Genomic DNA, 277 nt, shown 5'->3' with positions numbered 1-277 from the left:
CAACGTGATTGTGTATTGAAAGTTGCGATTTTCAATGAGTGAATTTACTAAATAAAACACAAGAAAAGAAATCTGAGAGGCTTTTCGTAAATAATCTAAATACAGCAATTTTTTATACACGTTGTTGGGCGTAGGTTATTTATTTTTCGATTGTTTCTTAGTAAATTTCTATTTTATTTTAAATTTCAAAATTAATTTTCACACAGTTTTCAGATTTTGCTTTTCAGGCATCTTAAAATTTTTGCTTCTACTAGTTTTCCTGTTTTATCTTAAAATT

The sequence above is a fragment of the Polaribacter vadi genome, from assembly GCF_018861005.1.
GTDB classification, from domain to species: domain Bacteria; phylum Bacteroidota; class Bacteroidia; order Flavobacteriales; family Flavobacteriaceae; genus Polaribacter; species Polaribacter vadi_A.
The sequence above is the reverse complement of the archived record's forward strand: the minus strand, read 5'-3'. Positions refer to the sequence as shown.